The organism is Bradyrhizobium sp. YR681, assembly GCF_000282615.1.
Lineage (GTDB): Bacteria > Pseudomonadota > Alphaproteobacteria > Rhizobiales > Xanthobacteraceae > Bradyrhizobium.
The window spans coordinates 1-24,651 of record NZ_AKIY01000191.1 but is presented as its reverse complement, the minus strand read 5'-3'; the positions used below and the strand labels follow the sequence as shown (position 1 = coordinate 24,651).

Here is a 24,651-nt window from a genome sequence, read left to right as displayed (position 1 = left end):
CTTTCTTGGCACAGGTGAGCCATGAACCAGACACCGGGCAGGGACGGGTGGGTGACGCCCGAGGCGGACCGAAGCGAGCCGGCGCCGATCACCGCGATGCTGTCGTCGCGGCTGATGGTGCTGGCCAATTTGCTCAGGCGCGGCGCCATCCTGCGCTACAAGCGGATCGCCGGATTGTCCTCGGTGGAGTTCGGTCTGGTCGCCTCGCTCGGCCGGCGGCCGCCGATGAGCGTGGCGCGGCTGGCTGAAGCGGTCGGTCAGGACAAGGGACAGATCAGCCGCGCGCTCGCGGAGCTCGTGTCGCGCAAGCTGATCGCCAAGTCGGCAAATCCGAAGGACAGCCGTGAGGTTCTGGTCTCGCTCACCGACGCCGGCCTCGCCGCGCATGACGCGATCGTCGAAGGCGCGCAGGAGCGCAACCGCCGCCTGCTGAAAGATCTGAGCGAAGCCGAGTTCGACGCGCTGCTGCGGCAGGTCGACGAGCTCACGGCAATTGCCGCCGAGATGCTCGAGGCCGAGAAGAATTCGCGCTGACGTCCCGGCAATCCCTGGCAACAATCGATCGCTTCTAAGAGTCCTTCTAAGAAGTTTTCAATTAGGGAAATCGCGCGCCCTCACATAAGCGTCGCCCTCAAGCGCATGCCGTCGCCGGGACACGGCGGCATGACGCAGCAAACATGCAGTTTTGGGGTGGCGCGTTGAACAGTCTTCGTATGCTGCGGTCGGCCGTGTTGGCGACCGCGTCGGCTTGGGTCCTGGTGCCGCAGGCATCGCTCGCACAATCCTCCACGCAGAGTGGCGCGCAGAGCCTGCCGTCGGTGACCGTCACCGCGCCGGAAGCGCGCCGCCGTGCTGCTGCGACCCCGCAGCGCCGTGCGCTGCGGTCGTCGGTGCAGGCCGCGAACAGAAACAGGCCGCAGCCGCAGCGCGACGTCGGATTCGTCGAGACGCCGCGGGGGCCGGTGAACGGCTATGTCGCCAACCGCAGCTCGTCGGGCACCAAGACCAATACGCCGATCATGCAGACGCCGCAGTCGGTGTCCGTCATCGGCGCGGAGCAGATCCGCGACCAGAAGCCGAACAAGCTCGATGAAGTGCTGCGCTACACCGCCGGCGTGCGCGCCGGAACCTTCGGCGCGGACACCCGCAACGACTGGTGGCTGATCCGCGGCTTCAAGTCCGACGATATCGGGCTGTTCCTCGACGGCATGCAGCTGTTCTACACGTCCTATGCGAGCTGGAAGCTCCAGCCGTCGAACATGGAGCGCGTCGAGGTGCTGCGCGGTCCGTCGGCGGTGCTCTATGGCGGATCGAGCCCGAGCGGCATCGTCAACGTCATCAGTAAGCTGCCGCCGGCCGAGCCGATCCGCTATGTCGAGACCGGCGTCAACAATTTCGGCAACGCCTATGTCGGCTTCGATGTTGGCGGCCCGGTCGCGACGCAGCCCCAGGACGGCAAGCTGTTCTACCGTGTCGTCGGCCAGGTCCAGAACGGCCCGACGCAGGTCGACTTCACGCCCGACAACAACTACTTCATCGCGCCGTCCTTCACCTGGAAGCCGGATGCCGACACGACGTTCACGGTGCTGGCTTCGGCCTCCAAGCAGGACACCCGCGGCATCAACTTCCTGCCTTATGTCGGCACCGTCACCAGTGCCTCCTACGGCAAGATCCCGACCAGCTTCTTCGGCGGCGATCCCAGCGTCGACAAGTTCACGCGGGAGCAGGAGATGCTCGGCTACCAGTTCGAGCGCCATCTCACCGACGATCTGACCTTCCGGCAGAACGCGCGCTTTGCCCATATCGACCTGACCTATCGCGGCTATGTCGGCAACGACGCCAACCAGGCGACCGCCACGTTCAATCGCTACAATTGGTATGCGAAGAACACCGCCAACCAGGCCGATCTCGACAACCAGCTCGAGTATCGCTTCAACACCGGCCCGGTGAAGCACACGATGCTGTTTGGCGTCGACCTCAAGGGCTATCAGATCGACGACTATCAGGCCTTCGGGTTTGGCGTGCCCTCGATCAGCATCTTCAATCCCGTCTATGGGGCAGCCGAAACCCCGCTGCCGACCACGCCCTTCCGCAACTTCCAGATCACGCAGAAGCAGGCCGGCACCTATCTCCAGGACCAGATGAAGCTCGGCAATTTCACGCTGGTGCTGAGCGGACGGAATGACTGGGTCGAGACGACACAGGTCGCCCGCGACACCGGCGCAAATGTCGCCAGCCGCGATGACAGCAAATTCAGCGGGCGCGCCGGGCTGATCTACAATTTCGACAACGGCATCGCGCCCTATGTGTCCTATTCGACGAGCTACAATCCGATCATTGGACTCAACGCGCAGAACCAGCTGTTCCTGCCGGAGACCGCCAAGCAGGCCGAAATCGGCGTGAAGGTCGCGCCGAAGGGGTTCGACGGCTATTTCACCGCTTCGCTGTTCGACCTGAAGCGCCAGAACGTCGCAACGACCACAGTCACCGTTCCCGTCCTGCAAAATCAGACCGGCGAGGTGACCTCGCGCGGCATCGAGCTCGAAGCGGTGGCCAACGCCACGAAGGAGCTGAAATTCATCGGCGCGTTCACGGCCTATCATCTGTTCAACAGCCGGGATCTCGATCCGTCGCTGGTCGGCAAGACGCCGACCAACACGCCGGAACTGCTGGTCTCGGGCTGGGCGGACTACACCTTCAAGGACGGACCGCTCGAGGGCTTCGGCTTCGGCGGCGGCGTGCGCTACATCGGATCGTCCTGGGCCGACACGGCCAACACGCTTGAAGTGCCCGCGGTCGTGCTCGGCGACCTCGCACTCCATTACGAATGGCAGAACTGGCGCACGGCCCTCAATGTCATCAACCTGACCGACAAGATCTATGTCGCCAGCTGCGCATCGGCGACGTCCTGCTTCTACGGCGATCGGCGCCGCGTCACCGCCAGCGTCTCCTACAAATGGTGAGGCAAGGGATGACGCAAATGACGAGGAGAGGCGAGGGCAGCTTCGGACGTCGCTGATCTCGACTATCGGCCTGCGCTGCCGACCAGACGACCGCTGATCTTCCATCGGGGAGATCGATGAGCTCCAGGGCTATGCCCCCCGGCCCGAAGCTCATGCGAGCGCGGTGCGTGCGACGACCCAGCAAGTCGCCGCCGCGCTCGCGGCGGCGCCGGGCGCCGATCCGCACCGACGCATTCGCCAGACGAGGCCCGGTCCCGTCATGATGCATGGCTGGTCCGACCATCGGTGCCTGTGGATACATCGGCTTGGCTGCACCTGCTCTGGGGCGCCGGCCAAGATGTCGCCTGGGTGACGGCAAGGGCCCTATGACGGTCATCGCCCCGGTCTGGGTGCGCTGCCGCACGAAAAAACCCGAGCATTTTGACCCGATGCGAGGCGGCAAGTCGCTGCCGCGGTCTTTGCACCGCAATCTCCGAACCGCCGCCGAGCAAAACGACCGTCACCCTTGCTGGGTTTGGCGATCTGCTCCATACCAGCCGCGGGGTGATTCCGGGATTTCTACCGTTCTGGGGCGGCAAAGGGCCTAAAAAGAGCGTGTCTTGCGCCCATTGGTGCACTGCGCTAAGGCTCAGAATAATTCCAAATCGGGACGAATCCGCGGCTCCCCCGACGTCGCGGGAAAAAGGGCTCGCCAATGAGCGGCATTCTACAGAACTATCTTCCACTCGTCGTCTTTATAGGGGTGGCGGGCCTCATCGGCCTCGTGCTGCTGATCGCGCCGTTCATCGTGGCGTTCCAGCAGCCGGACCCCGAAAAGCTGTCGGCGTATGAGTGCGGTTTCAACGCCTTCGACGACGCCCGCATGAAGTTCGACGTCCGCTTCTATCTGGTCGCCATCCTCTTCATCATCTTCGACCTCGAGGTGGCGTTCCTGTTTCCCTGGGCGGTGGCGTTCGGCAAGCTTGGCGCGACCGGCTTCTGGTCCATGGTGGTGTTCCTCGCCGTGCTGACGGTCGGGTTCGCCTATGAATGGAAGAAAGGGGCACTGGAATGGGATTGAACCCTGCAACGTCCACAGGTCCGGCGATCGCGCCGGCCCCCAAGGGCATCCTGGATCCGTCCACCGGCAAGCCGGTCGGCGCCAATGATCCGTTCTTCCTCGAGGTCAATTCCGAGCTGTCCGACAAGGGCTTCTTCACGGCCGCGACCGACGACCTGATCACCTGGGCCCGTACCGGCTCGCTGATGTGGATGACGTTCGGCCTGGCCTGCTGCGCCGTCGAGATGATGCAGGTGTCGATGCCGCGCTACGACGTCGAGCGCTTCGGCTTCGCCCCGCGTGCCTCGCCGCGCCAGTCCGACGTGATGATCGTCGCCGGCACCCTGACCAACAAGATGGCGCCCGCGCTGCGCAAGGTCTACGACCAGATGCCGGAACCGCGCTACGTCATCTCGATGGGCTCCTGCGCCAACGGCGGCGGCTATTATCACTATTCCTACTCGGTCGTGCGCGGCTGCGACCGCATCGTGCCGATCGACATCTACGTGCCGGGCTGCCCGCCCACGGCGGAAGCGCTGCTCTACGGCGTGCTGCTGCTGCAGAAGAAGATCCGCCGCATCGGCACCATCGAACGCTAAGGTTTTACGTCATGGACGACGCCAAGCTCGACGCCCTGGGGCAGACGATCGTTAGCGCGCTTCCGGGCGCCGCTCTCGGTCACTCGGTTGCCTTCAACCAGCTCACGGTGGATGTCGAGGTCGCCAAGATCGTCGAGGTGGTCAAGTACCTCCGCGACGATCCGAACTGCCGGTTCATCAACTTCACCGACATCACGGCGGCGGACTATCCGTCGCGCGAAAAGCGCTTCGACGTGATCTATCACTTCCTGTCTCCCACGCTGAACACACGGATCCGGCTCAAGGCCCAGGCCGACGAGACCACGCAGGTGCCATCGCTGATCGAGGTGTTCCCCGGTGCCGACTGGTTCGAGCGCGAGGCCTATGACCTCTACGGCGTGTTCTTCGTCGGCCATCCCGACATGCGCCGCCTTCTGACCGATTACGGTTTCGAGGGCCATCCGCTGCGCAAGGATTTCCCGACCACCGGTTTCGTCGAGGTCCGCTACGACGACCAGGAGAAGCGGGTGGTGTACGAGCCCGTCCGGCTCAACCAGGAATTCCGCAAGTTCGATTTCCTCTCGCCGTGGGAAGGGGCGGACTATCCACTTCCCGGTGACGAGAAGGCGGGACCGAAGGCCTGATCATGAACGAGCAACCCGAACAGCTTCGCAATTTCACCATCAACTTTGGCCCGCAGCATCCGGCCGCGCACGGCGTGTTGCGCCTGGTGCTGGAGCTTGACGGCGAAGTCGTCGCCCGCGTCGACCCCCATATCGGCCTGCTTCACCGCGGCACCGAGAAGCTGATCGAGCAGAAGACCTATCTGCAGGCCATCCCTTATTTCGACCGGCTCGACTACGTCGCGCCGATGAACCAGGAGCACGCCTTCTGTCTCGCGGCCGAGAAGCTGCTCGGCATCGAGGTGCCGCGCCGCGGCCAGCTGATCCGCGTGCTCTATTGCGAGATCGGCCGCATCCTGTCGCACATGCTCAACGTCACCACGCAGGCGATGGACGTCGGCGCGCTGACCCCGCCGCTGTGGGGCTTCGAAGAGCGCGAAAAGCTGATGGTGTTCTACGAGCGCGCCTCGGGCAGCCGTATGCATGCAGCCTTCTTCCGCGTCGGCGGCGTGCATCAGGACCTGCCGCAGAAGCTGGTCGACGACATCGAGGCCTGGTGCGATCCGTTCCTGAAGGTGGTCGAGGATCTCGATCGCCTGCTCACCGCCAACCGCATCTTCAAGCAGCGCAACGTCGACATCGGCGTGGTGCCGCTGAAGGAAGCCTGGGAGTGGGGCTTCTCCGGCGTGATGGTGCGCGGCTCGGGCGCGGCCTGGGACCTGCGCAAGTCGCAGCCCTATGAGTGCTACGCCGAGATGGATTTCGACATTCCGATCGGCAAGAACGGCGACTGCTACGACCGCTATCTGATCCGCATGGAAGAGATGCGCCAGTCCATCCGCATCATGAAGCAGTGCATCCAGAAGCTGAACGCGCCCGACGGCAAGGGGCCTGTCGTCGTCGAGGACAACAAGGTCGCGCCGCCCCGTCGCGGCGAGATGAAGCGCTCGATGGAAGCGCTGATCCACCACTTCAAGCTCTACACCGAAGGCGTCCACGTGCCGGCCGGCGAGGTCTATGCCGCGGTCGAGGCGCCCAAGGGCGAGTTCGGCGTCTATCTGATCTCCGACGGCACCAACAAGCCCTACAAGTGCAAGATCCGCGCGCCGGGCTTTGCCCATCTGCAGGCCATGGACCACATCTGCCGCGGCCATCTGCTCGCGGACGTCTCGGCGATCCTCGGCTCGCTCGACATCGTGTTCGGAGAGGTCGATCGGTGATGGCGCAGGCGCCAATCCAGTTTGACCGTGCCTCGGGGGCCCTTGAAGGGGCCAACCTGTGGGAGCGGACGGCTGCCTTGGCGCTGGTGACGGGATCGAAGATCTCCTCGCACTTCTCGCATATGGGCTACATCGCCTGCGCGAACCTGCTGCGGAAGACGCTGCCCGAGCGCAACATCGCGATCAGGCTCAATCCCGACGCCGTGTTCGAATTCCCCTATGGCGACGGCTATTGGAGCAAGCTGCTCAACCGCTCGTACAACTATGAAGACGAGCTCGAGCTGTTGTTCGCCGACTCCATCGACGTCGACTACACCTTGCTCGATTGCGGCGCCAATTACGGCTACTGGTCGGTGCTGGTGTCGAGCAAGCCGTTCGGCTCGCACAAGGCGATCGCGATCGAGCCGTCGGGGCAGAACTATCCGAAGCTCGCCAACAACGCCGGCATCAATGGCAACCGCTTCGAGACCATGAAATGCGCGATCGGCGCTTCGCGCGGCACCGCGCGGCTGTCGGGCACCAAGCACGAGGCCTTCAGCATCGCCGGCAGCCCGTCTGACGGCGGCGAGGAGGTGCCGGTTCTGGCGCTGGACAACCTCATCGACGACGGCAAGGTTGCGGGCACCGGCAAGTACCTGATCAAGCTCGACGTCGAGGGCGTCGAGATCGAGGCGATCAAGGGCGGCGCCCGGCTGCTCGAGACCGACAGCGTCATCATGTGCGAGGAGCACGGCAGCGACCGCTCTCATGCGGTGTCGCGCTACATCCTCGAACACACCCCCCTGAAGCTGATCGTGCTCGATCCGCGCACCAACCGGCTGGAGACGGTGAGCGATCTGTCGATCCTCGACCGCATCAAGGTCTCGACCCACGTCGGCTACAACGTTTTCGGCACCGCAAGCGCATTCTGGCAGGACAGGATCAATGCCCTGAATGCGAAAACCGCGCGCCGTATGCAGTGAGAGATTGAGAGATGTCCGTTCGCCGATTAGCACCGAAGGAAGTCCAGCCCGCGAGCTTCGCGTTCACGCAGGAAAACCTCGCGTTCGCCAAGCAGCAGATCGCGAAATATCCGGCCGGCCGGCAAGCCTCCGCGGTCATCGCCATCCTCTGGCGGGCGCAGGAGCAGCATGACGGCTGGGTCTCGGAAGCCGCGATCCGCGTCATCGCCGACATGCTCGACATGCCCTATATCCGCGTGCTCGAGGTCGCGACCTTCTACACGATGTTCCAGCTCGCTCCCGTGGGCAAGAAGGCCCACGTCCAGGTCTGCGGCACCACGCCGTGCCGGCTGCGCGGCGCCGAGGACCTCATCCACGTCTGCGAGCACCGCATCCATCACGAGCCCTTCCATCTCTCCAAGGACGGCAATTTCAGCTGGGAAGAGGTCGAGTGCCTGGGCGCCTGCGTGAACGCGCCGATGGTGCTGATCGGCAAGGACACCTATGAGGACCTGACCAAGGAAAGCTTCGGCAAGGTGCTCGACGGCTTTGCGTCCGGCAATCCGCCCAAGCCCGGCCCGCAGAACGGCCGCCAGTTCTCGGCGCCGACGGGCGGGCCGACCACGCTGAAGGAGATCACCTGATGCGTGATCTCTCGTCACCGAAAGTGGAGGGGAGCGGCGCCGTGCAGAAGTGGGGCTTCATCGCGTTGCACGCCGCAGGCGCGGCCGTTTTCATGTACCTGCTTCAGCGTTTCACCATGAACGCGTCGCAGGAATCCAGTCTGCTCTGGGCGCTGACCTTCGCCGTCTGCGCCGCCGGACTTGCCTACAAGCAGTCCAATCGTTGATCGGAAAGCACTGATATGCTCGAGGACAAGGACCGCATCTTCAAGAACCTCTACGGCCTCCACGATTGGGGGCTCGAGGGCGCGCGGCGTCGCGGCGCCTGGGATGGTACCAAGACTATCATCGACAAGGGCCGCGACTGGATCATCAACGAGATGAAGGCGTCGGGCCTGCGCGGCCGCGGCGGCGCCGGCTTCCCGACCGGCCTGAAATGGTCCTTCATGCCGAAGGAGTCCACCGACGGCCGTCCGAGCTATCTCGTCGTCAACGCCGACGAATCCGAGCCCGGCACCTGCAAGGATCGCGAGATCATGCGGCACGATCCGCATCTGCTGATCGAGGGCTGCCTGATCGCGAGCTGCGCGATGAACGCGCATGCCTGCTACATCTACGTCCGCGGCGAGTTCATCAGGGAGCGCGAGCATCTCCAGGCCGCGATCGACCAGGCCTATGAGGCCAAGCTGGTCGGCAAGGACAACGTCAACGGCTGGCCGTTCGACATTTACGTCGCCCACGGCGCCGGCGCCTATATCTGCGGCGAGGAAACCGCGCTGCTCGAAAGCCTCGAAGGCAAGAAGGGCCAGCCGCGCCTGAAGCCGCCGTTCCCGGCCAATGTCGGCCTCTATGGCTGCCCGACCACCGTCAACAACGTCGAGTCGATTGCGGTTGCGCCGGACATTCTCCGCCGCGGCGCCGCATGGTTCGCCGGCATCGGCCGTCCGAACAACGTCGGCACCAAGCTGTTCTGCATCTCCGGCCATGTCGAGCGGCCCTGCAACGTCGAAGAAGCCATGGGCATTCCGTTCCGTGAGCTGATCGACAAGCATTGCGGCGGCATCCGCGGCGGCTGGGACAACCTCAAGGCCGTGATCCCCGGCGGCTCGTCGGTGCGCATGGTGCCGGCCGAGCAGATCATCGACACGCCGATGGATTTCGACTCCTTGAGCAAGCTGCGCTCGGGCCTCGGCACCGCGGCCGTGATCGTGATGGACAAGTCGACCGATTTGATCCGCGCCATCGCCCGCATCTCCTATTTCTACAAGCATGAGAGCTGCGGCCAGTGCACGCCGTGCCGCGAAGGCACCGGGTGGATGTGGCGCGTGCTCACCCGCATGGCCGACGGCCGCGCCCACAAGCGCGAGATCGACATGCTGCTCGAGGTCACCAAGCAGGTCGAAGGCCACACCATCTGCGCGCTCGGCGACGCAGCCGCCTGGCCGATCCAGGGCCTGATCGCGCATTTCCGTCACGAGATCGAAGCGCGCATCGACCAGTATTCGCACAAGGCCGACATCGACGATATCGGCGTCCGCGATCCCGTGAACATGGTCGCGGCGGAGTAGAGACATGACCAAGCTTATCATCGACGGCAAAGAGATCGATGTCCCCGCCGAATACACGCTGCTTCAGGCGTGCGAAGCGGCGGGCGCCGAGATTCCGCGCTTCTGCTATCACGAGCGGCTGTCGATCGCCGGCAATTGCCGGATGTGCCTCGTCGAGGTGAAGGGCGGCCCGAAGCCGGTCGCGAGCTGCGCCTGGGGCGTGCGCGACTGCCGTCCGGGCCCCAAGGGCGAGCCGCCGGAAATCTCGACCCGTTCGCCGATGGTGAAGAAGGCACGCGAAGGCGTGATGGAGTTCCTTCTGATCAACCATCCCTTGGACTGCCCGATCTGCGACCAGGGCGGCGAGTGCGATCTTCAGGACCAAGCGATGGGCTATGGTGTCGACACCAGCCGCTTCGCCGAGAACAAGCGCGCGGTCGAAGACAAATATCTCGGCGCGCTGGTCAAGACCTCGATGAACCGCTGCATCCAGTGCACGCGCTGCGTCCGCTTCTCGGCGGAAGTCGCCGGCGCGCCCGAGATGGGCGCCACCGGGCGCGGCGAGGACATGGAGATCACGACCTATCTCCAGCACGCGCTGACGTCGGAATTGCAGGGCAACCTCGTCGACATCTGCCCGGTCGGCGCGCTGACCTCGAAGCCTTATGCCTTTGCCGCGCGCCCGTGGGAGCTCGGCAAGACCCAGTCGATCGACGTGATGGACGGCGTGGGTTCGGCGATCCGCGTCGACACCCGCGGCCGCGAGGTGATGCGCGTGCTGCCGCGCATCAACGAGGCCGTGAACGAGGAGTGGATCTCCGACAAGACCCGCCACATCATCGACGGCCTGCGTACCCAGCGTCTCGACCGGCCCTATATCCGCGAAGCCGGCAAGCTGCGCGCGGCGACATGGTCCGAAGCGTTTGCGGCGATCGCCTCCAAGGCGGCGCGCACCGACGGCAAGCGCATCGGCGCGATTGCGGGCGATCTCGCCGGCGTCGAGGAGATGTTCGCGCTGAAGGATCTCCTGTCCAAATACGGCTCGAGCAATCTGGCGGTGCAGGGCGGCGACGCCTTCGATCCCGCGCTCGGCCGCGGCTCCTACATCTTCAATCCGACGCTTGCAGGCGTCGAGCAGGCGGATGCGCTGCTCATCATCGGCGCCAATCCGCGGAAAGAGGCGGCGGTGTTCAACGCCCGCATCCGCAAGCGCTGGCGCGCCGGCGGCCTCAAGGTCGGCGTGATCGGCGCCAAGGCCGATCTGACCTACGATTATGACCATCTCGGCGCGGGCACCGACACGCTCGGCGAGCTCGCGGCGGGCAAGCACTCCTTCATGGACGTGCTCAAGAACGCCAAGAATCCGATCATCCTGGTCGGCGCGGGCGCGGCCTCGCGTCACGATGGCGCCGCCATCCTCGCAGCCAGCGCCAAGCTCGCGCTCGACGTCGGCGCGCTCAAGGACGGCTGGAACGGCTTTGGCGTGCTGCACGAGACCGCCTCGCGCGTCGGCGCGCTCGATATCGGCTTCACCGCGTCGGCCGGCGGCCTGAACGCCGCGCAGATGACGACCTTCGGGACGCTCGACCTGCTGTTCCTGCTCGGTGCCGACGAGATCAAGGCGCCGGATGGCACCTTCGTCGTCTACATCGGCACCCATGGCGACCGCGGCGCGCATCGCGCCGACGTGATCCTGCCGGCGGCCGCCTACACCGAGAAGTCCGCGATCTACGTCAACACCGAAGGCCGCGTGCAGATGACGGGCCGTGCCGCGTTCCCGCCGGGCGAGGCCCGCGAGGACTGGGCGATCATCCGCGCGCTGTCGGAAGCGCTCGGCAAGAAGCTCGGCTACGACTCGCTGGCCGCGCTGCGCCAGGTCATCTTCAAGGCCGTGCCGCATCTGATCCGTCTCGACCAGATCGAGGCCGGCTCCGCCGACCAGATCAGGAAGCTGGCAGGGAAGGGCGGCTCGCCCGAGAAGGCGCCGTTCAAGGCTGTTATCGAGGACTTCTATTTGACCAACCCAATCGCGCGTGCGTCCGCCGTGATGGCGGAATGCTCGCGGCTTGCCTCCGGGCAGATGCTGACCGCAGCGGAGTGAGCTGATGGAATTCTTCGAAAGCGCATTCTGGACCGGCTTCCTCTGGCCGCTGATCATCATGGTCGCGGAGAGCGTGCTGGTGCTCGTCGTCCTGCTGGTCGCGATCGCCTACATCCTGCTGGCCGACCGCAAGATCTGGGCGGCGGTGCAGATCCGCCGCGGCCCGAACGTGGTCGGCCCCTGGGGCCTGCTGCAATCCTTCGCCGACCTGCTCAAATTCGTGCTGAAGGAGCCGATCATTCCGGCCGGCGCCAACAAGGGCGTCTTCCTGCTGGCGCCGCTGGTGTCCTGCGTGCTCGCACTCGCGGCCTGGGCGGTGATCCCGACCAATCTCGGCTGGGTGATCTCCGACATCAATGTCGGCATCCTCTTCATCTTCGCGATCTCGTCGCTGTCGATCTACGGCATCATCATGGCCGGCTGGTCGTCGAACTCGAAGTACCCGTTCCTGGCCGCGCTGCGCTCGGCGGCGCAGATGGTGTCCTATGAAGTCTCGATCGGCTTCGTCATCATCACCGTGCTGCTGTGCGCCGGCACGCTGAACCTCTCGGCAGTGGTCGAGGCCCAGCATGTCCGCGGCCTCGCCAGCCTGATCGGGCTGCCGCAGCTCACCATCCTGAACTGGTATGTGTGGCCGCTGTTCCCGATGTTCGTGGTGTTCTACGTCTCGGCGCTGGCGGAAACCAACCGTCCGCCCTTCGACCTCGTCGAAGCCGAATCCGAGCTCGTCGCCGGCTTCATGGTCGAATACGGCTCGACGCCGTATCTGCTGTTCATGCTCGGCGAATACGTCGCGATCGTCACGATGTGCGCGATGGCCACGATCCTGTTCCTCGGAGGCTGGCTGCCGCCGGTGGATTTGCCGCCCTTCAACTGGGTGCCGGGGATCATCTGGTTCTCGCTCAAAGTCTTCTTCATGTTCTTCCTGTTCGCGATGGCAAAGGCGATCGTGCCGCGCTACCGCTACGACCAACTGATGCGCCTCGGCTGGAAGGTGTTCCTGCCGCTGTCGCTGGCGATGGTGATCGTGGTGGCCGGTGTGCTGCAGTTCGCCGGCATCGCGCCGAAGTGAGGGCCGTCATGGGTATCAACATCAACGCCACTGCACGCTCGCTTCTGCTGTCGGAATTCGTCTCGGCGTTCTTCCTCGCCATGCGCTATTTCTTCCAGCCGAAGCCGACGCTGAACTATCCCTTCGAGAAGGGCCCGATCTCGCCGCGCTTCCGTGGCGAGCACGCGTTGCGCCGCTATCCCAACGGCGAGGAACGCTGCATCGCCTGCAAGCTGTGCGAGGCGATCTGCCCGGCGCAGGCCATCACCATCGAGGCCGGCCCGCGCCGCAACGACGGCACCCGCCGTACCGTGCGCTACGACATCGACATGGTGAAGTGCATCTATTGCGGCCTCTGCCAGGAAGCCTGCCCGGTCGACGCCATCGTCGAAGGTCCGAACTTCGAGTTCGCGACCGAGACCCGCGAGGAACTGTTCTATGACAAGGCCAAGCTGCTCGCCAACGGCGACCGCTGGGAACGCGAGATCGCGAAGGCGATCGAGCTCGACGCGCCTTACCGGTGAGATGAGAGCATGATCCTTCCCGCGCTGTTCTTCTATCTCTTCGCCGGCGTCTGCGTCGCCTCGGCGGTGATGGTGATTGTCTCGCGCAATCCCGTGCACTCCGTGCTGTACCTGATCCTGGCCTTCGTCAACGCCTCCGGCCTGTTCGTGCTGATGGGCGCCGAATTCCTCGGCATGATGCTGATCGTCGTCTATGTCGGCGCGGTCGCGGTGCTGTTCCTGTTCGTGATCATGATGCTCGACGTCGACTTCCTCGAGCTGCGCGAAGGCTTCATCCAGTATCTGCCTGTCGGCGTCGTGATCGGCGGCATTTTCTTGTTCGAGCTGCTCTTGACCGTCGGCGCATGGGTCATCAATCCCGGCATCTCCAAGACGATTACGGCACCGATCCCGGCCAATGTCTCGAACACCGAGGCGCTGGGTCTCGTGCTCTACACGAAGTACGTCCACTACTTCCAGCTCTCGGGCATGGTGCTGCTGGTCGCCATGATCGGCGCCATCGTGCTGACCCTGCGCCACAAGGCGAGCGTGAAGCGGCAGGACATCAACGTTCAGAACGCGCGCACGCCCGAGATGGCGATGGCGATGCGGAAAGTGGCTCCGGGGCAGGGGCTCCAGGACACTGACGCGGCGGAGTGGGTGAAATGACGATCGGGCTCGGACATTACCTGGCGGTCGGCGCGATCCTGTTCACGCTCGGGATCCTCGGCATCTTCCTGAACCGCAAGAACATCATCGTCATCCTGATGTCGATCGAGCTGATCCTGCTCTCGGTCAACGTCAACCTCGTCGCGTTCTCGACCTTCCTCGGCGACATCGTCGGCCAGGTCTTCGCGCTCCTGGTGCTGACGGTTGCTGCTGCCGAAGCCGCGATCGGTCTCGCCATCCTGGTGGTCTATTTCCGCAACCGCGGCTCGATCGCGGTTGAGGACGTCAATCTGATGAAGGGCTGAGCTCAGTCATGGTTCAGGCAATCGTTTTTCTGCCTCTGCTGGGCGCCATTCTGGCCGGGCTCATCGCCCTGGCCGGCGCGCATGCCCGCAACCCCTCGGGCGACGAGGTGGAGCATCACGGCGACCACGGTCACGGCGACGCGCACGCGTCGGCGGCCCATGATGACCATGGCCACGACGATCACGGCCATGACGACCATGGCCACGGCCCGGTCGAGCCGGCCGCGGCAGGCTCGCGCGGCGCGGAGCTGATCACCACCGCATTGCTGTTCGTCTCGGCGGCGCTGTCCTGGATGACGCTGGTCGATGTCGGCTTCATGCACCACGACGTCAGGATCCAGCTGCTGCCCTGGATCTTCTCGGGCGATCTCCAGGTCTGGTGGACGTTGCGGGTCGATACGCTCACCGCCGTGATGCTGGTGGTGGTCACGACGGTGTCCTCGCTCGTGCACCTCTATTCCATCGGCTACATGGACGAGGATCCGAACCGGCCGCGCTTCTTCGGCTATCTCTCGCTGTTCACCTTCGCCATGCTGATGCTGGTGACGGCCGACAATCTCGTGCAGCTGTTCTTCGGCTGGGAAGGCGTGGGTCTGGCGAGCTATCTGCTGATCGGCTTCTGGTACCAGAAGCCCTCGGCGAACGCTGCCGCCATCAAGGCCTTCGTGGTCAACCGCGTCGGCGACTTCGGTTTTGCGCTCGGCATCTTCGCGATCTTCATGCTGGCCGGCTCGACCGATTTCGAGACGATCTTCCATGCCGCCCCGAGCCTGACCGGCAAGACCATCGACTTCCTCGGCTGGCACGCCGATGCGCTGACCCTGACCTGCCTGCTGCTGTTCATGGGCGCGATGGGCAAGTCGGCGCAGTTCCTGCTGCACACCTGGTTGCCGGACGCGATGGAAGGCCCGACCCCGGTGTCGGCGCTGATCCACGCCGCGACCATGGTCACCGCCGGCGTCTTCATGGTGGCGCGCCTGTCGCCGCTGTTCGAGCTCGCCCCGAACGCGCAGGCCGTCGTGATGTTCTTCGGCGCGACCACCGCGTTCTTCGCGGCGACCATCGGCCTCGTCCAGAACGACATCAAGCGCATCGTCGCCTATTCGACCTGTTCGCAGCTCGGCTACATGTTCGTGGCGATGGGAGCGGGGGCCTATTCGGTCGGCATGTTCCACCTGTTCACGCACGCCTTCTTCAAGGCGCTGCTGTTCTTGGGCTCCGGCTCGGTGATCTATGCGATGCACCACGAGCAGGACATCCGCAACATGGGCGGCCTCTGGAAGAAGATCCCCTACACCTATGCGGTGATGGTGGTCGGCACGCTCGCGCTGACCGGCTTCCCGCTCACGGCCGGTTACTTCTCCAAGGACGCGATCATCGAAGCGGCCTACGCCTCGCACAATCCGTTTGCGATCTACGGCTTCCTGATGACGATCGTCGCCGCGGGCCTGACCTCGTTCTACTCCTGGCGCCTGATCTTCAAGACCTTCCACGGCGAGCCGCATGACGAGCATCACTACGAGGCTGCGCACGAGGCCCCGATCTGGATGCTGATCCCGATCGGCGTGCTCGCGGTCGGTTCGATTCTCGCCGGCTTCCCGTTCAAGGAGGTCTTCACCGGTCATCACGGCGTCGAAGAGTTCTTCCGCGAGTCCGTGAAGATGAACCCGCACATCATCGAGGAGATGCACCACATCCCCGAGACCATCGCTTTCCTGCCGACGGTGATGATGGTGCTGGGCTTCCTGGTGTCGTACCTGTTCTACATCCGTCGGCCCTATCTGCCGGTCGAGCTCGCGAACACCCAGCCGATGCTGTACCAGTTCCTGCTCAACAAATGGTACTTCGACGAGCTGTACGACCTCATCTTCGTCCGCCCGGCGAAGTGGATTGGCTATCAGCTCTGGAAGAAGGGCGACGGCTTCATCATCGACGGCTTCGGTCCCGACGGCGTCTCCGCGCGTGTTCTGGACGTCACCCGCAACGTCGTGAAGATCCAGACCGGCTATCTCTATCACTACGCCTTTGCCATGCTGATCGGCGCCGCCGGCCTGATCACCTGGTTCATGTTCGGCTTTGGAGGCCAGTAAATGACGACCTGGCCCATCCTATCGGTCACCACGTTCCTGCCGCTGGTTGGCGCGCTGATCGTCTATCTCAGCCGCGGCGATGACGAGGCTAGCCGGCGCAACTCGCGCTGGATCGCGCTCTGGACCACGCTGATCACCTTCGCGGTGTCGGTGCTCCTGGTCATGCGCTTCGACCCCAACAACGCCGATTTCCAGTTCGTCGAGAAGGCGAACTGGCTCGCCACCGGCATCACCTACCACATGGGCGTGGACGGCATTTCGCTGCCGCTGGTGATCCTGACCACCGCGATCATGCCGTTCTGCATCATCGCGAGCTGGAAGGCGATCACCAACCGTGTCCGCGAATACATGATGGCGTTCCTGATCCTGGAAACGCTGATGATCGGCACCTTCTCGGCGCTCGATCTCGTGCTGTTCTATCTGTTCTTCGAGGGCGGCCTGATCCCGATGTTCCTGATCATCGGCGTCTGGGGCGGTCCGCGCCGGGTCTACGCGTCCTTCAAGTTCTTCCTCTACACGCTGCTCGGCTCGGTGCTGATGCTGCTCGCCATCATGGCGCTGTACTGGAACGGCGGCACAACCGACATCCCGACCCTGATGCACACCGCCGTGCCGCGGTCGTTGCAGACCTGGGCCTGGCTTGCCTTCTTCGCCTCGTTCGCGGTGAAGATGCCGATGTGGCCGGTGCACACCTGGCTCCCCGACGCGCACGTCGAGGCGCCGACGGCAGGCTCCGTGGTCCTCGCCGCGATCCTGCTGAAGATGGGCGGCTACGGCTTCCTGCGCTTCTCGCTGCCGATGTTCCCGCTGGCGTCGCACGACTTCGCGCCGCTGGTCTTCACGCTCTCGGCCATCGCCATCATCTACACCTCGCTGGTGGCCTTGATGCAGGAGGACATGAAGAAGCTGATCGCGTACTCGTCAGTGGCGCATATGGGCTTCGTCACCATGGGCATCTTCGCCGGCACCATGCAGGGCGTCGCCGGCGGCGTGTTCCAGATGATCTCGCACGGCATCGTCTCCGGCGCGCTGTTCCTCTGCGTCGGCGTCGTCTACGACCGCCTGCACACCCGCGAGATCGCGGCCTATGGCGGCCTCGTCAACCGGATGCCGCTCTACGCGCTGACCTTCATGGTCTTCACCATGGCCAATGTCGGTCTGCCCGGCACCTCCGGCTTCGTCGGCGAGTTCATGACGCTGCTCGGCACCTTCAAGGTCTCGATCCCGACCGCGTTCTTCGCCACTTTCGGCGTGATCCTGTCGGCCGGCTACGCCCTGTGGCTCTACCGCAAGGTCGTGTTCGGGGCGCTGGTCAAGCCGTCGCTGGCGAGCATGAAGGACCTCACTTTGCGCGAATGCGTGACGCTGTTCCCGCTGATCGCGCTGACGATCCTGTTCGGCGTCTATCCGAAGCCGGTGCTCGACATGTCGGCCGCCTCGGTCCAGCAACTCGTCAACAATTACAACACCGCTGTGACGGCCGTGAAGGCCGCCGCACTGCTCCAGTGATCGGGCAGGTCAGGATATCGCCATGAGCTTTTCGACTGCAGGTTATCAACTGGCGCCGGTGCTGCCCGAGCTCGTGCTCGCGGTCGGAGCCATGGCGCTTCTGATGCTCGGGGCCTATCGCGGGCAGGAGACCACCAAGACGGTCACCACGCTGGCCGTGCTGCTCCTGGTCGTGGTCGGCGTGCTCGAATACACGCTGCCCGCGGGCAAGCATGTCACCTTCGGCGGCAGCTTCATCGTCGACGACTTTGCCCGCTTCATGAAGATCCTGGCCCTGATCGGCTCGGCGGTGACGCTGGTGCTGTCGACCGAGTTCCTGTCCGATCCGTCGCGCCGCATCTTCGAATACGCCATCCTGGTGCTGCTCTCGACCCTCGGCATGATGGTGCTGATCTCGGCCGGCGATCTGATCTCGCTCTATCTCGGCCTCGAATTGATGTCGCTGGCGCTCTACGTCGTGGCGGCCTCGAACCGCGACAACGCCAAGTCGACCGAAGCCGGCCTGAAGTATTTTGTCCTGGGCGCGCTGTCCTCGGGCATGCTGCTGTACGGCTCGTCGCTGGTTTACGGCTTCACCGGCACCGTGAGCTTCACCGGCATTGCCGCTGCCGCGACTGTCTCCAATGTCGGCCTGGTGTTCGGCCTCGTGTTCCTGCTCGCCGGCCTCTGCTTCAAGGTCTCGGCCGTGCCGTTCCACATGTGGACGCCCGACGTGTACGAGGGCGCCCCGACCCCGGTCACCGCCTTCTTCGCCTCGGCGCCGAAGGTGGCCGCGCTCGCCGTCTTCACCCGTGTCACGCTCACCGCATTCCCCGGCATCGTCTCGCAGTGGCAGCAGATCCTGGTGTTCGTGGCGATCGCCTCGATGGCGCTGGGTTCGTTCGCCGCGATTGGCCAGAGCAACATCAAGCGCCTGATGGCCTATTCCTCGATCGGCCACATGGGCTTCGCCCTGGTCGGCCTTGCCTCGGGCACGGTCGAGGGCGCACAGGGCGTGCTGATGTATATCGTGATCTATGTCGCGATGACGCTCGGCTCGTTCTCGGTCATCCTCGCCATGAAGCGCAACGGCCAGGCCGTCGAGAAGATCAGCGATTTCGCCGGTCTGTCGCGCACCAACCCGCTGCTCGCCTTCATGTTCGCGATGCTGCTGTTCTCGCTCGCCGGCATCCCGCCGCTCGCCGGCTTCTTCGCCAAATGGTACGTGTTCGTCGCCGCCATCAAGGCCAACCTGTTCACGCTCGCCGTGGTCGGCGTGCTCTCCAGCGTGGTGGGCGCCTACTACTATCTCACCATCGTCAAGACGATGTACTTCGACGAGCCGGCCGGCCAGGTCGATACGGTGCGCGTCGAGGTGAAGACGGTGCTGGCGGTCTTCGGCCTGTTCAACATCCTGTTCGCGTTGTTCGCGGGGCCCGTGGTGAGCGTCGCCTCGGCCGCCGCCAAGTCGCTGTTCTAGGATGGGATTCGCGCTCGGTCCTCGCGCACTCGCTGCGGGCTACAAGCTCGCAGCTTTCGAACGGACCGGCTCGACCAACACCGACGCGATCGAGCGCGCGCGGGCCGGCGAACGCGGCCCGATGTGGTTCGTGACGTCGGACCAGACCGCCGGCCGCGGCCGCCGCCAGCGTGCCTGGATCGCGCCGAAGGGCAATCTTGCCGCCAGCGTTCTCGAGGTGCTGGATGTCGCGCCTGCGGTTGCCGCCACCATCGGTTTCGCGGCCGGGCTGGCAGAGGAGGCCGCCCTTGAGAAGGTCAGCCTCGAGGCTGCGATGCGCCTCGGCGAGGGCCGTCCCCGCTATGCCCTGAAATGGCCGAACGACATCCTCGCCAACGGCAAGAAGCTTGTCGGCATCGGCCTGGAAGCCGAAGCCGTTGGTGACCGCCTCGCCATCGTCGTCGGCATCGGCACCAACGTCGTGGGGGCGCCCGAGGGCACCCCGACGCCGGCCGTTTCGCTGGCCGCTCTCGGCGTCCAGATCGGCGCGGAAGAGCTGTTCTCGGCGCTGTCGGACGCCTGGGTCGAGTTTTGCGGCATCTGGGACAATGGCCGCGGCTTTGCCGAGATTCGCAAACTGTGGCTGGATCGCGCTGCCGGGCTCGGCGAGCGGGTTGCGATCAACACGGGAGCGACGACGCTGGAAGGCATTTTCGACACGATCGACGACACCGGTTGCCTGATTGTCCGCACCGCTGACGGCCGACGCCTGCCGGTGGCGGCCGGTGAGGTGTTCTTCGGCTCGGCCGCCTCCGTGGGAGCTGCGTGATGGCGAAGCCTGACGAACTGGTATTTGCGCCGCTCGGCGGCGTCGGCGAGATCGGCATGAACCTGTCGATCTACGGCCTCGGCAACCGCCAGCAGCGCGCCTGGCTGGCGGTCGATCTCGGCGTTTCCTTCGGCGACGAGGAGCATTTGCCGGGCATCGATTTGATCATGCCCGACATCAGCTTCCTGGAGAAGGAACGCAAGAACCTGATGGGCCTGGTGCTGACCCACGCCCATGAGGACCATTTCGGCGCGATCATCGATCTCTGGCCGAAGCTGAAATGCCCGATCTACGCGACCCAGTTCAGCGCGGCGCTGTTCGAGGCCAAGCTTGCGGCCGAGCGCAACGCGCCGAAAATCCCGGTGACGGTGGTGCCGTCGGGCGGCCGCGTCAATATCGGCCCGTTCAACGTCGAGTTCATCCCGGTGGCGCACTCGATTCCGGAATCGCATGCGCTGGCGATCCACACCGAGGTCGGCACGGTGCTGCACACCGGCGACTGGAAGATCGACCCGACCCCGATCATCGGCCGCCCCACCGACGAAAAGCGGCTGCGCGAGCTCGGCGACCAGGGCCTGCTCGCCCTGATCGGCGACTCCACCAACGCCGTGCGCGAGGGCCGCTCGCCCTCGGAGTCCGAGGTCGCCAAGACCATCATCGAACTGGTCAAGGCCGCCAAGGGCCGCGTCGCCGTGACGACCTTCGCCTCGAACGTCGCACGTCTCAAGGCCGTGGCGCTCGCCGCGAAAGCCGCCGATCGCGAGGTCGTCGTGGTCGGCCGCGCCATGGAGCGCGTCGTGCAGGTTGCGCGCGAGACCGGCTATCTCGACGGCGTGCAGAATTTCCGCTCGCCGGAAGTCTACGGCCACCTGCCGCAGGACAAGGTGCTGGCGCTGTGCACCGGCAGCCAGGGCGAGCCGCGCGCGGCGCTGGCGCGCATCGCCAATGACGACCATCCCGAGATCACCCTCAACCGCGGCGACAGCGTCATCTTTTCCTCGCGGACCATTCCGGGCAACGAGAAGGCGGTCGGCTCGATCATCAACAATCTGGTGCTCCAGGGCGTCGAGATCATCACCGACCGCGACCATCTGGTCCACGTCTCCGGCCATCCCCGCCGCGACGAACTGCGCGACATGATCGCCTGGACCAGGCCGCAATTGCTGATCCCCGTCCATGGCGAGGCGCTGCACCTGAACGAGCACGCCAAGCTGGCGCGCGCCGCCGGCGTGCCGCGCGTGCTGGTCGTCCGCAACGGCGATCTGGTCAAGCTCGGCCCCGGCGATCCCGGCGTGATCGGCGAGGTGCCCTCGGGCCGTCTCTACAAGGACGGCACGATTTTGGAGGATTCCAAGTCCCGTGCCGTGGTCGAACGGCGCCGCATGGCGTTTTCGGGCTGCGCCTTCGTCGCCGTCGCCATGACCGAGCAGGGCGAGCTGGTCGACGATCCCGAGGTCGATCTCGTCGGCATCCCCGAGAAGAACCGGGACGGCGAGCCGTTCGACGACATCGTCTTCGATGCGGTGGTCTCCACCATCGAAGGCCTGCCGAAGGCGCGCCGCCGCGATGCGGATGCCCTGGCCGAGTCGGTGCGGCGCGCCGTGCGGGCCGTGATCAACGAACATTGGGGCAAAAAGCCCCCCTGTCTGGTACATGTCCTGACAGTGTAACGGGAGAGAAGCATGCTGGGCCGGCTCAACCACGTCGCGATCGCGACCAAGGACGCCATCAAGGCTGCGAAGATCTATGGCGCGGCGTTCGGCGCCCAGATCTCGGAAGCGGTGCCGCTGCCCGAACACGGCGTCATCACCGTGTTCGCGACCCTGCCCAACACCAAGATCGAGTTCATCGAGCCGCTCGGCGAGGCCTCGCCGATCGCAAAGTTCCTCGAGCGCAATGCCGACGGCGGCATCCACCACATCTGCTACGAGGTCGTCGACATCATCGCCTCCCGCGATACGCTGGTGAAGGAGGGCGCGCGGGTGCTCGGCGACGGCGTGCCGAAGATCGGCGCCCACGGCAAGCCGGTGCTGTTCCTGCACCCGAAGGACTTTTCCGGCGCGCTGGTCGAAATCGAGCAGGCATAAGGCCGCCCCATGGCCATCCAGCTCTCCACCGCGCTTGCGATCTACTTCGTCATCTGGTGGATCGCGTTGTTCCTGACGCTGCCGTTCGGCGTGCGCAGCCAGCACGAGGACGGCGTCGGCGCCCCCGGCACCGACCCCGGCGCGCCGATCCTGACGCGGATGAGAAGCAAGCTGGTCTGGACCACGATCATCTCGGCGATCATCTACGGCGTCGGCATCGCCGCCTATCACGCCGGCTATCTCTCGATCGAGCGCCTGTCCAGATTGATGGGCATGCCGTTCTAGGTTTCTTTGTGCGGCGCATCCTTCGAGACGCCCGCCTCTGGCAAGCTCCTCAGGATGAGGACGGAGTGTGGGGCAACAGTTTCAACGGGCACGGATGTCCGTTAGCCTCATCCTGAGGAGACCGCGAAGCGGTCGTCTCGAAGGACGAGGCGTGCGCACCCTTCGTCTCGTTTGGAATTTGTACTTGTTTGTTGGGGGAAACGAATGACTTTTCAGAGGATCGTCATCGCGCTTCTGGTGCTGATCGTCGCCGGTCTCGGGGCCATCGGCTATGTCGAGTGGCGGATGGCGGTGCAGGTGCGGACGCTGAAGGCGTTCGTCGAGGGCTATGTCTTCAACGAAGCCGTGATGGCCTGCGAGCAGGCCAAGAGCTCGACGCCGTTCAAATGGAACAGCGGCAAGAGCACCTCGGTGATCGGCCTGAACTCGGTCAAGCTGGACAAATACAACGTCATCGCCAGCTACACGCTGGTGGCGGACAGCGTCTATTGCGATTACGATCCGATCAAAAGAAAGGCCGAGATCGGCTCGAGCTTCCTGGAGCGGGAGTAACGATCCGGCCCCTATATGGGATGGATCGTCATGACCGGAGACCGGGCCGGGGACTACCGCATTCTGCATGAGGCGGCGTTGCGGGATTATCTTGCTGATGTGCCGGACCTCGTGGCGCTGCTCGGCGCCGAACCGGTGTCCTGGTCGATCACCGAGGTTGGCGACGGCAATCTCAATCTCGTCTTCATCGTCAGGGGCGACCGCGGCGGCGTCGCCGTGAAGCAGGCGCTGCCCTATGTCCGCCTCGTCGGCGAAAGCTGGCCGCTGCCGCTGTCGCGGGCTCATTACGAATACCTCGCTCTGTCCCGGCAGGCCGAGCTTGCGCCCGGCCTCGTGCCGGCCCTGCTGCACCACGACGAAAAGCTGGCGCTGACGGTGATGGAGCTGCTCGAGCCCCACGTCATCATGCGCAAGGGGCTGGTCGCTGCAACGCACTATCCGCGCTTTGTCGACGACATCACCACCTTCATGGCGCGCACCCTGTTCTTCACATCGGACCTCGCACGCTCCGCCGCGGAGAAGAAGCAGGCCATCGCGGCCTTCGCCGGCAATCACGCGCTCTGCAAGATCACCGAGGATTTGATCTTCACCGATCCCTACCGCATCGCCGAACAGAACCGCTGGACCGCACCGTATCTCGACGGCTTGGCTGCGAGCCTCCGCGACGACATGGACCTGCACGTTGCTATCTCTCGCCTCAAGCTGAAATTCATGGCCAGCCCCGAGGCGCTGCTCCACGGCGACCTCCACACCGGCTCGATCATGGTGACCGGGAGCCAGACGCGGGTGATCGACCCGGAGTTCGCCTTCTACGGCCCGATGGGATTCGACGTCGGCGCCGTGCTGGCGAATTTGCTGATGGCCTATTTTGCCTCCGCCGGTCACGAGCGCATGCCGGGCGAGCGGGCTGCGTTCGAGGGCTGGTTACTGGAGACCGTGGAGGCGGTCTGGACCGAGTTTTCGCGAAAATTCCTCGACCTCTGGCGCGCCGGAGCCGCCGGCGATGCCTATCCCGCCTCGCTTTTCACCGGCGCGCAGGGTGCCGCGCGGCTGGAGGCGGAACGGCAGGCCTACATGCAGCGGCTGTTCGCCGACACCGTCGGCTTCGCCGCTGCAAAAACCATCCGCCGCATCTTCGGCCTCGCCCACAACATCGACTTCGAGCTGATCGAGGACCCCCGCAAACGGGCGATCAGCGAAGCGCGGGCGGTGCGGCTGGCCAGGGCGATGATGGTGGCGACGGGGACATTCCCGGCCATCGCGGACGTCACCGGCGCCGCACGAAAACTCCGCGATTGGCAACCGGATTTCGCAACCGCCTAGAGCGCGTGGTCCTCAATCGGGAGCTCCCGGGCTGCGGCTTGCATCCGCTGGCGGCTTCAACCGCCGGCGCCGGGCGAGGGGGCCGCCTTCCGGAACCGGCAGCGAGCCACCCTCCGGCCGAGACTGCGCAAGGTTTGGTCGCCATCAAGACGAAAAGAGGAGCTTGCGTTCGACGTGCGGTGAATGGTCAACTCGCGGACTGAATACGCCTGCTGTGCCGGAGGGACCATGATGTTCAGAAGAGTGGCGATCGTTGCTGGTTTGGGACTGGCGCTCGTCGCCGCGGCGCAGGCCGAGGGCCCGCGCAAGGGCGGAACCATCCGCATGACCGCGCCCTACGGCTCGAGCTTCACCAGCCTCGACATTCACACCACC

General features: G+C 64.7%; 24 protein-coding genes. All 24 read left to right on the top strand.

From position 1 onward, the window contains the following. The first annotated feature begins 21 nt into the window (after positions 1-21). Entirely contained in the window at positions 22-534 is a 513-nt protein-coding gene (locus tag PMI42_RS16800) for a MarR family winged helix-turn-helix transcriptional regulator (protein ID WP_008136160.1), read from the top strand. 179 nt (positions 535-713) lie between these two features. Continuing rightward, a complete protein-coding gene (locus PMI42_RS16795) occupies positions 714-2,963 on the top strand; it encodes a TonB-dependent siderophore receptor (protein WP_035965895.1) in 2,250 nt (749 codons plus the stop codon). A gap of 694 nt (positions 2,964-3,657) precedes the next feature. Further along, positions 3,658-4,023: an NADH-quinone oxidoreductase subunit A gene (locus tag PMI42_RS16790; protein ID WP_008136158.1), complete on the top strand. Its 366-nt coding sequence runs from the start codon at positions 3,658-3,660 to the stop codon at positions 4,021-4,023. Further along, positions 4,014-4,601, top strand: a complete 588-nt coding sequence (locus PMI42_RS16785; protein WP_008136154.1) for a NuoB/complex I 20 kDa subunit family protein — start codon at positions 4,014-4,016, stop codon at positions 4,599-4,601. Before PMI42_RS16790 ends, PMI42_RS16785 begins: the two co-directional genes overlap by 10 nt. 11 nt (positions 4,602-4,612) lie before the next feature. Beyond that, positions 4,613-5,224 (top strand): NADH-quinone oxidoreductase subunit C, encoded by a 612-nt coding sequence (locus tag PMI42_RS16780; RefSeq protein ID WP_008136152.1) that lies wholly within the window; start codon positions 4,613-4,615, stop codon positions 5,222-5,224. Between the two features lie 2 nt (positions 5,225-5,226). After that, on the top strand, positions 5,227-6,423 hold the full coding sequence (locus PMI42_RS16775; protein WP_008136151.1) for an NADH-quinone oxidoreductase subunit D: 1,197 nt from the start codon (positions 5,227-5,229) through the stop codon (positions 6,421-6,423). Next, a complete protein-coding gene (locus PMI42_RS16770; protein ID WP_008136148.1) occupies positions 6,423-7,385 on the top strand; it encodes an FkbM family methyltransferase in 963 nt (320 codons plus the stop codon). The genes PMI42_RS16775 and PMI42_RS16770 overlap by 1 nt, the downstream gene beginning before the upstream one ends. An 11-nt stretch (positions 7,386-7,396) precedes the next feature. After that, on the top strand, positions 7,397-8,008 hold the full coding sequence (gene nuoE, locus PMI42_RS16765) for an NADH-quinone oxidoreductase subunit NuoE (RefSeq protein WP_008136146.1): 612 nt from the start codon (positions 7,397-7,399) through the stop codon (positions 8,006-8,008). After that, entirely contained in the window at positions 8,008-8,214 is a 207-nt protein-coding gene (locus tag PMI42_RS16760) for a hypothetical protein (protein WP_008136145.1), read from the top strand. Before nuoE ends, PMI42_RS16760 begins: the two co-directional genes overlap by 1 nt. 15 nt (positions 8,215-8,229) lie before the next feature. Next, positions 8,230-9,555, top strand: a complete 1,326-nt coding sequence (nuoF, locus tag PMI42_RS16755) for an NADH-quinone oxidoreductase subunit NuoF (RefSeq protein WP_008136142.1) — start codon at positions 8,230-8,232, stop codon at positions 9,553-9,555. Between the two features lie 4 nt (positions 9,556-9,559). Next, entirely contained in the window at positions 9,560-11,635 is a 2,076-nt protein-coding gene (nuoG, locus tag PMI42_RS16750; RefSeq protein ID WP_008136140.1) for an NADH-quinone oxidoreductase subunit NuoG, read from the top strand. Between the two features lie 4 nt (positions 11,636-11,639). Further along, complete coding sequence (gene nuoH / locus PMI42_RS16745; protein ID WP_008136136.1) at positions 11,640-12,707, top strand: NADH-quinone oxidoreductase subunit NuoH; 1,068 nt, start codon at positions 11,640-11,642, stop codon at positions 12,705-12,707. Positions 12,708-12,721: 14 nt separating this feature from the next. After that, the gene (gene nuoI / locus PMI42_RS16740; protein ID WP_027529879.1) at positions 12,722-13,210 is read left to right on the top strand and encodes an NADH-quinone oxidoreductase subunit NuoI; all 489 of its coding nucleotides are present in this window, start codon (positions 12,722-12,724) and stop codon (positions 13,208-13,210) included. Positions 13,211-13,219: 9 nt separating this feature from the next. After that, positions 13,220-13,858, top strand: a complete 639-nt coding sequence (locus PMI42_RS16735; protein WP_008136132.1) for an NADH-quinone oxidoreductase subunit J — start codon at positions 13,220-13,222, stop codon at positions 13,856-13,858. Next, positions 13,855-14,163 carry an NADH-quinone oxidoreductase subunit NuoK gene (nuoK, locus tag PMI42_RS16730; protein ID WP_008136131.1) on the top strand — a complete coding sequence of 103 codons (309 nt, stop codon included), beginning with the start codon at positions 13,855-13,857 and terminating at the stop codon, positions 14,161-14,163. Before PMI42_RS16735 ends, nuoK begins: the two co-directional genes overlap by 4 nt. An 8-nt stretch (positions 14,164-14,171) precedes the next feature. Then, positions 14,172-16,253 (top strand): NADH-quinone oxidoreductase subunit L, encoded by a 2,082-nt coding sequence (gene nuoL / locus PMI42_RS16725; RefSeq protein WP_008136129.1) that lies wholly within the window; start codon positions 14,172-14,174, stop codon positions 16,251-16,253. Beyond that, on the top strand, positions 16,254-17,762 hold the full coding sequence (locus tag PMI42_RS16720; RefSeq protein ID WP_008136127.1) for an NADH-quinone oxidoreductase subunit M: 1,509 nt from the start codon (positions 16,254-16,256) through the stop codon (positions 17,760-17,762). It begins immediately after the preceding gene. A gap of 22 nt (positions 17,763-17,784) precedes the next feature. Then, complete coding sequence (nuoN, locus tag PMI42_RS16715) at positions 17,785-19,221, top strand: NADH-quinone oxidoreductase subunit NuoN (RefSeq protein WP_008136124.1); 1,437 nt, start codon at positions 17,785-17,787, stop codon at positions 19,219-19,221. Between the two features lies 1 nt (position 19,222). Next, entirely contained in the window at positions 19,223-20,029 is an 807-nt protein-coding gene (locus PMI42_RS16710) for a biotin--[acetyl-CoA-carboxylase] ligase (RefSeq protein WP_008136122.1), read from the top strand. Further along, complete coding sequence (locus PMI42_RS16705) at positions 20,029-21,699, top strand: ribonuclease J (protein WP_008136121.1); 1,671 nt, start codon at positions 20,029-20,031, stop codon at positions 21,697-21,699. Before PMI42_RS16710 ends, PMI42_RS16705 begins: the two co-directional genes overlap by 1 nt. A gap of 12 nt (positions 21,700-21,711) precedes the next feature. Then, a complete protein-coding gene (gene mce, locus PMI42_RS16700; protein WP_008136119.1) occupies positions 21,712-22,116 on the top strand; it encodes a methylmalonyl-CoA epimerase in 405 nt (134 codons plus the stop codon). 9 nt (positions 22,117-22,125) lie between these two features. Then, the gene (locus PMI42_RS16695) at positions 22,126-22,401 is read left to right on the top strand and encodes a DUF1467 family protein (RefSeq protein WP_008136118.1); all 276 of its coding nucleotides are present in this window, start codon (positions 22,126-22,128) and stop codon (positions 22,399-22,401) included. Positions 22,402-22,605: 204 nt separating this feature from the next. Continuing rightward, positions 22,606-22,953 carry a hypothetical protein gene (locus PMI42_RS16690; RefSeq protein WP_008136116.1) on the top strand — a complete coding sequence of 116 codons (348 nt, stop codon included), beginning with the start codon at positions 22,606-22,608 and terminating at the stop codon, positions 22,951-22,953. Between the two features lie 30 nt (positions 22,954-22,983). Then, positions 22,984-24,276 carry an S-methyl-5-thioribose kinase gene (mtnK, locus tag PMI42_RS16685; protein ID WP_008136115.1) on the top strand — a complete coding sequence of 431 codons (1,293 nt, stop codon included), beginning with the start codon at positions 22,984-22,986 and terminating at the stop codon, positions 24,274-24,276. The last annotated feature ends 375 nt before the right edge of the window (positions 24,277-24,651 follow it).

Bases quoted from the DNA above. Each gene is read 5' to 3' on its own strand.
- nuoK (WP_008136131.1), top strand. From the start codon at position 13,855: ATGACGATCGGGCTCGGACATTACCTGGCGGTCGGCGCGATCCTGTTC.
- nuoF (WP_008136142.1), top strand. From the start codon at position 8,230: ATGCTCGAGGACAAGGACCGCATCTTCAAGAACCTCTACGGCCTCCAC.
- mtnK (WP_008136115.1), top strand. From the start codon at position 22,984: ATGACCGGAGACCGGGCCGGGGACTACCGCATTCTGCATGAGGCGGCG.
- PMI42_RS16800 (WP_008136160.1), top strand. From the start codon at position 22: ATGAACCAGACACCGGGCAGGGACGGGTGGGTGACGCCCGAGGCGGAC.
- PMI42_RS16770 (WP_008136148.1), top strand. From the start codon at position 6,423: ATGGCGCAGGCGCCAATCCAGTTTGACCGTGCCTCGGGGGCCCTTGAA.
- mce (WP_008136119.1), top strand. From the start codon at position 21,712: ATGCTGGGCCGGCTCAACCACGTCGCGATCGCGACCAAGGACGCCATC.
- PMI42_RS16790 (WP_008136158.1), top strand. From the start codon at position 3,658: ATGAGCGGCATTCTACAGAACTATCTTCCACTCGTCGTCTTTATAGGG.
- nuoE (WP_008136146.1), top strand. From the start codon at position 7,397: ATGTCCGTTCGCCGATTAGCACCGAAGGAAGTCCAGCCCGCGAGCTTC.
- PMI42_RS16695 (WP_008136118.1), top strand. From the start codon at position 22,126: ATGGCCATCCAGCTCTCCACCGCGCTTGCGATCTACTTCGTCATCTGG.
- PMI42_RS16690 (WP_008136116.1), top strand. From the start codon at position 22,606: ATGACTTTTCAGAGGATCGTCATCGCGCTTCTGGTGCTGATCGTCGCC.
- PMI42_RS16710 (WP_008136122.1), top strand. From the start codon at position 19,223: ATGGGATTCGCGCTCGGTCCTCGCGCACTCGCTGCGGGCTACAAGCTC.
- PMI42_RS16785 (WP_008136154.1), top strand. From the start codon at position 4,014: ATGGGATTGAACCCTGCAACGTCCACAGGTCCGGCGATCGCGCCGGCC.
- PMI42_RS16775 (WP_008136151.1), top strand. From the start codon at position 5,227: ATGAACGAGCAACCCGAACAGCTTCGCAATTTCACCATCAACTTTGGC.
- nuoN (WP_008136124.1), top strand. From the start codon at position 17,785: ATGAGCTTTTCGACTGCAGGTTATCAACTGGCGCCGGTGCTGCCCGAG.
- nuoH (WP_008136136.1), top strand. From the start codon at position 11,640: ATGGAATTCTTCGAAAGCGCATTCTGGACCGGCTTCCTCTGGCCGCTG.
- PMI42_RS16795 (WP_035965895.1), top strand. From the start codon at position 714: ATGCTGCGGTCGGCCGTGTTGGCGACCGCGTCGGCTTGGGTCCTGGTG.
- nuoG (WP_008136140.1), top strand. From the start codon at position 9,560: ATGACCAAGCTTATCATCGACGGCAAAGAGATCGATGTCCCCGCCGAA.
- nuoL (WP_008136129.1), top strand. From the start codon at position 14,172: ATGGTTCAGGCAATCGTTTTTCTGCCTCTGCTGGGCGCCATTCTGGCC.
- PMI42_RS16735 (WP_008136132.1), top strand. From the start codon at position 13,220: ATGATCCTTCCCGCGCTGTTCTTCTATCTCTTCGCCGGCGTCTGCGTC.
- PMI42_RS16760 (WP_008136145.1), top strand. From the start codon at position 8,008: ATGCGTGATCTCTCGTCACCGAAAGTGGAGGGGAGCGGCGCCGTGCAG.
- PMI42_RS16720 (WP_008136127.1), top strand. From the start codon at position 16,254: ATGACGACCTGGCCCATCCTATCGGTCACCACGTTCCTGCCGCTGGTT.
- PMI42_RS16780 (WP_008136152.1), top strand. From the start codon at position 4,613: ATGGACGACGCCAAGCTCGACGCCCTGGGGCAGACGATCGTTAGCGCG.
- PMI42_RS16705 (WP_008136121.1), top strand. From the start codon at position 20,029: ATGGCGAAGCCTGACGAACTGGTATTTGCGCCGCTCGGCGGCGTCGGC.